Source organism: Streptomyces sp. JHA26 (assembly GCF_002005565.1).
Lineage (GTDB): Bacteria > Actinomycetota > Actinomycetes > Streptomycetales > Streptomycetaceae > Streptomyces.
Map to the genome: position 1 here is coordinate 1 of NZ_BDJC01000109.1, position 8,814 is coordinate 8,814.

Genomic DNA, 8,814 nt, shown 5'->3' on the forward strand with positions numbered 1-8,814 from the left:
CCGCCGGCTCTTCCGGCGCACGGCGAGCGGCCGGACCGGCATCTCGGGAACGCCCAGGGAGATGGCGGTCATGGCCTCAGTCCCGGTTCCCGGAGACCGTCTCCCGCATGGCCCGCAGGGACTCCTTGAGGGAACCCATGGTGGCCAGGACGGCGGTGGGTTCGTAGCCGCAGTGCGCCATGCAGTTGGCGCAGCGCGGGTCCTTGCCACGGCCGTACTTGTCCCAGTCGGTCTCCTCGATCAGCTCCCGGTACGTGGGCACGTACCCGTCGCTCATCAGGTAGCAGGGGCGCTGCCAGCCGAAGAGGGAGTAGTTCGGGATCGCCCAGGCGGTGCAGGGGAAGTCGACCTTGCCCTCGAGGAAGTCGAGGAACAACGGGGAGTGGTTGAGCCGCCAGCGGGCCCGGTTGCCACCCGAGAACGCCTTCCTGAACAGCTCGCGGGTCTGCTCCACGCCCAGGAAGTGCTCCTGGTCGGGCGCCTTCTCGTAGGCGTAGGCGGGCGAGATCATCATCTCGTCGACCTGGAGGTCGTCGTTGAGGAAGTTGAGCACCTCGACGACGGTCTGCGGGGTGTCGGTGTTGAAGAAGGTCGAGTTGGTGGTGACCCGGAAGCCGCGCCGCTTGGCCTCCTTGATGGCCTCCACGGCCTCGTCGAACACCCCCTCCTTCGCCACGGACTCGTCGTGCCGCTCGCGCAGTCCGTCGATGTGCACCGCGAACGCGAAGTACGGCGAGGGCGTGAACTTGTCCATCTTCTTGCGCATGAGCAGGGCGTTGGTGCACAGGAAGACGTACTTCCGCTTGGTCACCAGCTGGCGGACGATCTCGTCGATCTGGGGGTGCATCAGCGGCTCGCCGCCGGCGATGGAGACCATCGGCGCCCCGGATTCGAGCACCGCCCCCACGGCCTGCGCGACCGGCATGCGCTGCTTGAGCACCCCGGCCGGGTGCTGGATCTTGCCGCATCCCTCGCACTTCAGATTGCAGGCGAACAGCGGCTCCAGCTCCACGATGAGCGGGAACTTGTCCCGTCGGCGGAGCTTCTGTTCGGCCAAGTACGTAGCGACCTTGATGGACTGGCGCAGTGGCATGGCCATCTGGGCTCACCTCCTGGGGAGCAGCAAGGAACGGTGCCATTCGAAAAACGCGGGAAGCAGGGACCGGAGAACGCGGAAGGCCGATATTCCACCGCGCAGGGTGCCGATCCGGACGAGTTCGTGTTCGGGAGCGTCCACGACCACCCGGACGGCCGCAACGGGGCGCGTGCCCGTGCGGACGGCGCTCAGGAGCGTGGCGGCGGACTCCATGTCGACGGCGATCGCGCCGGTCGCGAGCAGGTCGGCGCGTTCGGGACCGCGGACGACGTGGTCCGAGCCGGTGAGCGGCCCGGTGTGGACGGTGCGCCCGGGGACGGTGCGCACCAGTTCCTTGACGAGCCGGTCGGTGCCGGCGCACCCGACCGTGCCCCGCGGGTCCCGGGTCTCCTCGGCGACGACCAGGTCGCCGGGGTGCATGCCGGGGGCGAGGCCCGCGCAGAAGCCCGTGGCCAGCACGGCGGCGTCGCCGAGCGCCGGGCCGGCCAGGACCCGGGCGACGGAGCGCTCGGCCGCCTTCGGCCCCATGCCGGTCCGCAGGACCGTGACCGGCCCGGCGGCCCCGCCGCGGTCACCGGCGCGCAGGGCGAGGTGCTCGATGCCGAGCGCGCAGGCGATCAGCAGCGGGGCCGGTCCGGGCTGGGCGCTCATCAGCTCCCCTTCGCCTCGGTCAACGACTCGGCGAGCGCCTGGACCGTGCGGGGCGCCTTGGCGAAGGGTTCGCCGTGGACGTACCGGCCGAGCGCGGTGAGCGGGAAGACCTGCCGGTAGAGGTGGTAGTTGATCGAGAAGTCCCAGGGGAAGCCGGTGCCGGTGAAGTACGGCTCGTCCCAGGAGCCGTCCTCCCGCTGGGTGGCGACCAGCCACGCGATGCCGCGCTCCACGGCCTTGGACTCCCTCTCCCCCGCCGCCAGCAGGGCCATCAGCGCCCAGGCCGTCTGCGAGGCGGTCGAGGCGCCCTTGCCGCTCCACTCCCTGACGTGGCGGTAGGAGCGCAGGTCCTCGCCCCAGCCGCCGTCGTCGTTCTGGACGGACTCCAGCCAGCTCACCGCGCGGCGGACGGCCGGGTGCGAGGCGGGGAGGCCGGCCGCCACCAGGGCGGGGACGACGGAGCCGGTGCCGTAGACGTAGTTGACGCCCCAGCGGCCGAACCACGAGCCGTCGGCCTCCTGTTCGGCGAGCAGCCACTGGACACCGCGCCGGGTGCGCGGGTCGTGGGCGAGGCCCTCGACCGCCAGCATCTCCACGACGTGCGCGGTGACGTCCGCGGACGGCGGGTCGATGACCTCGCCGAAGTCGCAGAACGGCAGCCGGTTGGGGAAGGGACTGGTGTTGTCGACGTCGAAGGCGCCCCAGGCGCCGTTCCTGGACTGCATGCCGAGGTTCCAGCGCACCCCGCGCCCGATGGCCTTCTCCACCCGCTCCGGGTCGTGGTGCCTCACGCGGCGCAGCGCGAGGACGACCTCGGCGGTGTCGTCGATGTCGGGGTAGTTGTCGTTGTGGAACTCGAACGCCCAGCCGCCCGGCGGAAGCCCGGGCCGCTTCACCGACCAGTCGCCGGGGCGCACGACCTGCTCGCCGAGCATCCAGTCCGCCGCCTTGACCAGCTGCGGGTGGTCGGCGGGCACCCCGGCGTCGGCCAGCGCGATGGTGGCCAGGCAGGTGTCCCACACCGGGGACTGGCATGCCTCGATCATCCGGGCCCCGTCCTCGCGCCACACCGCGAAGCGGTCCAGGGACTCCAGGCCGGCCCGCATGACGGGGTGTTCGAGGTCGTAGCCGAGGAGGTACAGGGCGATGACCGAGTACACGGCCGGTGGCTGGATGCCGCCCCAGCAGCCGTCGTTCTCCTGCCGTTCGACGATCCAGCGGGCGGCGGTGTTCATCGCCGCCCGGCGCAGCCGCTTCGACGCGATCCTGCGGTAGGCGTGCAGCGCCTTGTCGATCCGCTGGAAGGCGCCGTCCCAGCTGGCCGCCGGTGCCGGGGGGCGGGGCGGGTTGGGGCGGGCGGGGTCGGTGTGCAGTTCGTCGAGCGGGAACGGCGCCGGGCGCACGGGCCGCTTCGCGGAGACGACGGTCAGCGGCACGATGGTCTGCCGGGCCCAGCAGCCGAAGTCGTAGATGTTCAGCGGCATCCAGGTGGGGAACCAGATCAGCTCCGGCGGCAGTTCGGGCAGGTCCTCCCACTTCCACCAGCCGAACAGGGCCAGCCAGATGCGGGTGAAGACGCGGGAGGCGGCGATGCCTCCCCGGGCGCGCACCCATTCCGCGGCCTTCGCCATGTGCGGGGCGTCGGGGGCGTCGCCGGCCAGGCGCAGGGCGACGTAGGCCTCGATGGTGGCGGACAGGTCCCCGGGGCCGCCGTAGAAGGTGGCCCAGGTGCCGTCCTCGCGCTGCTCGCCGCGGATGAAGAGGGCGGCGGCGCGGGTGGTCTCCTCGTCCCGGATGCCGAGGAACTGCCGCAGGAGCAGGTCCTCGGCGTCCATCGTGACGTTGGTCTCGAGGTCGCCCTTCCACCAGCCCTCGGGGTCCTGCCGGGAGAGCAGGAAGTCGGTGGCGCGCCGGGTCGCGCGGGCGGCGGCTTCGTGCACCCCGGCCGCCACGGGGTTCGTGATGTCGGCTGTTTCGCTGGCCGCGGCTGCGCGGGACGGCAGGGCCGCCCCGGTGCTTCCGTCGGTCGTCGCTGTCATGGCTTCCCCTTCGTGCAGTGTGCAGGTGGTGCTTCTGCTGTGGGTCCGCCGTCGGCCGGTGCGTCTCTTCCCGCGACACCGGCCGGCGACTACGCGAGGGCTATTCGACCGATAGTGATCATCTCTTTCGTACGACGACGAAGTCCGCGAGCGCCGTGAACCGGTCCCGCACCCGGTCGGGCATGTCGACGGTGTCGAGGGCTTCGATGGCGATGGTGTGCTGGCGGCGCGCCTCGTCGGCGGTCCACTCGCGCCCGCCCGCCTCCTCGATGAGGGCGGCACGGGCCGCGAACTCCTCCTCGGAGAAGTTCGCGAAGTCGCTGCTCTTGGCGTCGGCGGCGAGGATCTGGCCGAGCCGCTCGGAGGCGGGGCCGCCCGCGGCCAGGGCGGCCACCACCGGGAGGGACTTCTTGCGCTGGCGCAGGTCGCTCCAGGTCTGCTTGCCGGTGGCGTCCGGGTCGCCCCAGATGCCGAGCAGGTCGTCGACGGCCTGGAAGGCGAGGCCCAGGTGGTAGCCGTACGTCTCCAGCGTGTCGGCGGTGCGCTCGTCGGCGCCGCCGAGGACCGCGCCGATGGAGCTGGCGGAGGCGAGCAGGGCGCCGGTCTTGTTGCCCTCCATCTCCAGGCACTCCTCGACGCTGACCCGGTCGCGGTGCTCGTAGGAGATGTCCTGCGCCTGCCCGTCGATCAGGGCGAGGCTGGCGCGGGTGAGGCGGCGGGCGGCGCGGCCGGCGTCCACGGTGCCGAGTTCCAGCAGCACCTCGTTGGCCAGGGCGAACAGGGCGTCGCCGACGAGGATGGCCTGGGCGGGGCCGTGCACCTTCCAGGCGGTGTCCCGGTGGCGGCGCTGTTCGTCGCCGTCCATCAGGTCGTCGTGCAGGAGGGAGAAGTTGTGCACCAGCTCCACGGCGACCGCGCCGGGCACGCCGACCTCGGGCGCGGCACCGGCGACCTCGGCGGAGAGCACCGCGAGCGCGGGGCGGACGGCCTTGCCGCCGTCGCCGTCGACGGGGTTACCCTGGGCGTCGATCCAGCCGAAGTGGTAGGCGGCGACGGTGTCCATGGGGGGCGCCAGGCGGTCGACGGCCGCGCGCAGGACGGGGGTGGCCAGGGTCCGGCCGCGCTCCAGGATCGCGGCCACGTCCACCGTGGTCCGTCGATCGGCCTTCGGGGCCGGGGGCACAGTGGACACAGTCTCTCCTCCAGTTGCGGTACCGGGAATCCGGGAATCGGTCCCGCGCGGCTCGGTTTTCATGCCGCCTCCTCGAAAGCGGGAAGGCGGTCGCGGGACCGGCCCAGGGCGGCGAGCGCGGCTCCCGCCGCCCCGACACCGCTGCGGACGGCGCTCTCCATGGTCGCGGGCCACCCGGTGGCGGTCCACGCTCCGGCCAGGTACAGGCCGGGTGCCTTGGTGCGGGCGCCGGGCCTGAGCCGGCCGACGCCGGGGGCCGGCGCGAAGGTCGCGGTGCGCTCCCTGGTCACGAAGAAGTCCTTCACCTCGGCGCCGCGGGCGCGGGGCAGCAGCCGCTCCAGTTCGGGCAGGTAGCGCTCGCGCAGTGCGGCCACGGGCGTGTCGATCTCGTCCTGCGCGGTCGACTGGGACAGCGCCAGGTACTGACCGGTCTTCAGGCCGGAGGCCCCGGTACGGTCGAACACCCACTGCACCGGGGTGCCGAGGGCCGCGAGGAAGGGCGCGGCGAGCACCTTCCGGTCGTAGACCACGTGGATGTTGAGGATCGGCGCGGTGCCGATCTCCAGCAGGTTCCCGGGGGCGTCGAGCGCGCCCGCGGGCAGCAGGTCGTGCGCCTCCCGCTGCGGTACGGCGAGGACGACGGCGTCCGCCCGCAGCGTCTCGCCGGGGACCCGCACGCTCCACTCCCCGTCGCCGTCCACCGCGACGGAGGTGACGCGTGTGCGGACCTCGGTGCGGACGCCGGCGGAGTCGAGCGCCCTGCGGGCCAGCCGGTCGTGCAGTTCGCCCAGCGGGACGCGGGCCCAGCCGATGTCGGCCGCGCCCGGGTCGGACAGCAGGCCGGTCTTGAACACCATCGCGGCGAGCCCCAGGGAGGCGTCGCCCGCGGCCGCGTTGAGGGTGGCGATTCCGACCAGGTCCCACAGGGCCTCGACGGCACGCGATGACTGACCGTGCGCGGTCAACCAACGGCCGAAGTCCTGGTCGTCCAGTGCCGGGTCGGCGAGGTCGAGTCCCTTGAGCGCGAGCGCGGCGCGTCCGACCCGGGCGCGTTCGGCGAGCGAGAGGTGCGGATAGGCGGCGAGGCTGCGCCCCAGGTGCAGGGGCACGGGCAGCGCGTCGCGCCGCAGCCGGCCGAGCCGTCGGCCCTCGGGCGCGGCCAGGTCGACGACGGGCACGTCGAGACGTTCCTGCACCGGGGCGAGCGCGGTCCCCCCGATGCGGTCGAGGAACCAGCGGTAGGCGGTGCAGCAGCGCAGGTACACGTGCTGGCCGTTGTCGACGGTCAGGTCGCCGCGCCGGAAGGAGAAGGCGAGCCCGCCCAGGCGCGGCCGTCCCTCCAGCAGGGTGACGCGCACCCCGGCGTCGGCGAGGGCGAGCGCGGCGGTGACACCGGCGAGTCCGCCGCCGACCACGACGGCGTGTCTGCCGGCCGGGACGGCGGAGACGTCCGCGAGCGGCCCGTCGTCACGCGTGCCGTTGCCGTGGGTCATCGTGCACCTTTCCCTGCCCGGTCGCCGTGGTGTGTGAACGCTGTACGGCAGACCGTCTCAGTCAGGGACGCCGCCCGCCACCGGAGGGTTGCCCGTCGTTCCGCCCGGGTGGCGCCCGGTGTCCCCCTCACGGGCGACTCCTGACGGTCCGCCGGGCCACGTGCCGGGTGTCCAGTCCGGACAGGCCGCGCACGGCGACGTACGCCTTCTCGTGTCCGGGCAGCGAGACCCGGCCGCGCAGCACGGCGCCGGGGTCGCGTTCGATGCGGTCCAGGAGGCGGCGGTAGATGCCGGCCATGGCGGCGACGCAGGCACCGCTGCGCCGGTCGAGCATCGGCAGCAGGCGGTAGCCCTCGGCGAAGAGGGCGCGGGCCCGGCGCACCTCGAAGTGCACGAGGCCCGCGAAGTCGGAGCCCTCCGGCGGGGTGGGCCCGTCGAACCCGGCCGAGCAGCCGAACTTGGCGAGGTCGTCGGCGGGCAGGTAGGTGCGGCCGTCCTGCGCGTCCTCGCGGACGTCCCGGAGGATGTTGGTGAGCTGGAGCGCGAGCCCGAGCGTGTCGGCGTACTCGGACGCGCGTTCGGTGCCGCGCGCCCCCGGTTCGGTGCCGAAGACGCCGAGCGAGAGGCGTCCGATGGCACCGGCCACGCAGCGGCAGTAGACCTTCAGGTCGTCCCAGGTCTCGTAGGTCTCGCCCCGCAGGTCCATCTGCACGCCGTCGATCAGTTCGTCCAGTCCGCCCAGCGGGATCGGGAACCGCCGTGCGGCGTGGGAGAGGGCGACGGCCACGGGGTCGGTGTCGTCCTCGTCGACCGCGCCCTCGTGGACGCGGCCGAGCAGCGCCCGGGTCTCCTCCAGCCGGGCGACCTTGACGTCGGCCGGGAGTTCGCCGTCGCCGATGTCGTCGACGCGGCGCGAGAACGCGTACAGCGCCGACATCGCCCGGCGCTTGGGCGTCGGCAGGAGCCGGATGCCGTAGGCGAAGTTCCGGGCCTGCTGTCCGGTGACGGTCTCGCAGTAGCTGTACGCGGCGAGTACCGGTGCGGACACGTGTGCGGACGACTCCACGGTCCGGATCACCCCTCTCCTCGCAGGGTCGCGCCCACCTCGCGCAGCAACCGGACCTTACCGGGCTTGGGCGGGCCGGGAAGTACGTCGTGACCGGCGGCGGCGATCGCCTCGAGGGCCGCTCTTCCCCCGGCCACGAATCCCGCGAGCAGCAGCCTCAGCCTTCCGTGGACGCTACCCACCAGGGGGGAGCCCTCATGCAGCAGGTCGCGGGCGCGTCCGGCCTCGAAGGCGATCAGGGCGCGCACCGACGCGCCCGCACGGGGGGCGGCGAGGTCCGCCTCCCGGACGTGGAAGCGCTTCATGTCCTCGGCGGGCAGGTAGACGCGGTCCCGGGCCAGGTCCTCGGCGACGTCCTGGAGGTGCTCGACGATCTGCAGGGCCGTGCAGATCCGGTCGGAGTGGCGGATCCGCTCGGGTGTCGAGGTGCCGGTGACGGCGAGGACGAGGCGGCCGACCGGGTTGGCGGACAGCTCGCAGTAGGCGAGGAGGTCGTCGTACGTCTCGTACCGGCCGACCAGCTGGTCCTGGCGGTTGGCGGCGATGAGGCCGAGGAAGGGCTCGGGGGTGAGCGAGCGGCGGCGCACGGTGGGCTGCAGGCGCCGCAGCAGGGGGTGGCGGGGCGTGCCGTCGAAGACCCTGCGCAGGTCGGCCTCGAAGGCGTCCAGCATCAGCAGCCGGTCGTCGGCGCTGTCGTCGGGGACGCCGAGGAGGCGGGCGTCGGCGCCGCCGGGGGCCAGGTCGCCGTCGCCGATGTCGTCGACCAGGCGGGCGAAGCCGTAGACGGCCACGAGGTCGGTGCGCCAGTCGCGGGGCAGGAAGAAGGGGGCCACGGGGAAGTTCTCGCTCGCGGCCTTGTCGAGCGTGCCGCGCTCCGGGTCGACGGCATGCGCCGTGCCGGCCGGCGTCATCGCCGGCTGCCCGGGACGGGGACGGCGCACGCTTCGCGGAGCAGGGGAGTTTCCGTAGCCATTGCCGTCACATCTCCCGTTCTACACTGCCGACCCAATACACACTATTTCGGACACGCCGCCCGGCCGCCCGCACGGCAGGCCCGCTCGAGGGTGACGGGGATTATCGCCCCATGTGCCGCGTTTCGGGACCGGTACAGCTTACGTGGTACGTCTCGTCGAGTTCCGCCGGGGTGCACAGCCCACCACGACAACACATCGACCGGCTCCAAGATTCCTGGTTCGGCCGGGAGTTGACGCTTCCTTTGCAGACCCGGGGCCCCGCCGGAACGGTTCCGGCGGGCCCCGGGCGTGTCGGGCTACTTG

Annotated in this window: 8 protein-coding genes; all 8 read right to left on the reverse strand. The window is 73.0% G+C overall.

Annotated elements, in window-relative coordinates; translation table 11 throughout:
• Window positions 1–76 precede the first annotated feature (76 nt).
• Window positions 77–1,099 carry an adenosyl-hopene transferase HpnH gene (hpnH, locus tag JHAT_RS32915; RefSeq protein ID WP_077801943.1) on the reverse strand — a complete coding sequence of 341 codons (1,023 nt, stop codon included), beginning with the start codon at window positions 1,097–1,099 and terminating at the stop codon, window positions 77–79.
• 6 nt (window positions 1,100–1,105) lie between these two features.
• Complete coding sequence (locus tag JHAT_RS32920) at window positions 1,106–1,747, reverse strand: 1-hydroxy-2-methyl-2-butenyl 4-diphosphate reductase (RefSeq protein ID WP_077801944.1); 642 nt, start codon at window positions 1,745–1,747, stop codon at window positions 1,106–1,108.
• On the reverse strand, window positions 1,747–3,786 hold the full coding sequence (gene shc / locus JHAT_RS32925) for a squalene--hopene cyclase (protein WP_077801945.1): 2,040 nt from the start codon (window positions 3,784–3,786) through the stop codon (window positions 1,747–1,749). Before shc ends, JHAT_RS32920 begins: the two co-directional genes overlap by 1 nt.
• A 118-nt stretch (window positions 3,787–3,904) precedes the next feature.
• On the reverse strand, window positions 3,905–4,969 hold the full coding sequence (locus JHAT_RS32930; RefSeq protein ID WP_171991180.1) for a polyprenyl synthetase family protein: 1,065 nt from the start codon (window positions 4,967–4,969) through the stop codon (window positions 3,905–3,907).
• A gap of 68 nt (window positions 4,970–5,037) precedes the next feature.
• A complete protein-coding gene (gene hpnE, locus JHAT_RS32935; RefSeq protein ID WP_077801948.1) occupies window positions 5,038–6,471 on the reverse strand; it encodes a hydroxysqualene dehydroxylase HpnE in 1,434 nt (477 codons plus the stop codon).
• Window positions 6,468–6,602, reverse strand: a complete 135-nt coding sequence (locus JHAT_RS35680; protein WP_253195688.1) for a DUF6380 family protein — start codon at window positions 6,600–6,602, stop codon at window positions 6,468–6,470. The genes hpnE and JHAT_RS35680 overlap by 4 nt, the downstream gene beginning before the upstream one ends.
• On the reverse strand, window positions 6,599–7,549 hold the full coding sequence (hpnD, locus tag JHAT_RS32940) for a presqualene diphosphate synthase HpnD (RefSeq protein WP_171991179.1): 951 nt from the start codon (window positions 7,547–7,549) through the stop codon (window positions 6,599–6,601). The genes JHAT_RS35680 and hpnD overlap by 4 nt, the downstream gene beginning before the upstream one ends.
• Window positions 7,546–8,448, reverse strand: coding sequence for a squalene synthase HpnC (gene hpnC / locus JHAT_RS32945; protein ID WP_077801949.1), 903 nt, complete (start codon window positions 8,446–8,448; stop codon window positions 7,546–7,548). The genes hpnD and hpnC overlap by 4 nt, the downstream gene beginning before the upstream one ends.
• Between the last annotated feature and the right edge of the window lie 366 nt (window positions 8,449–8,814).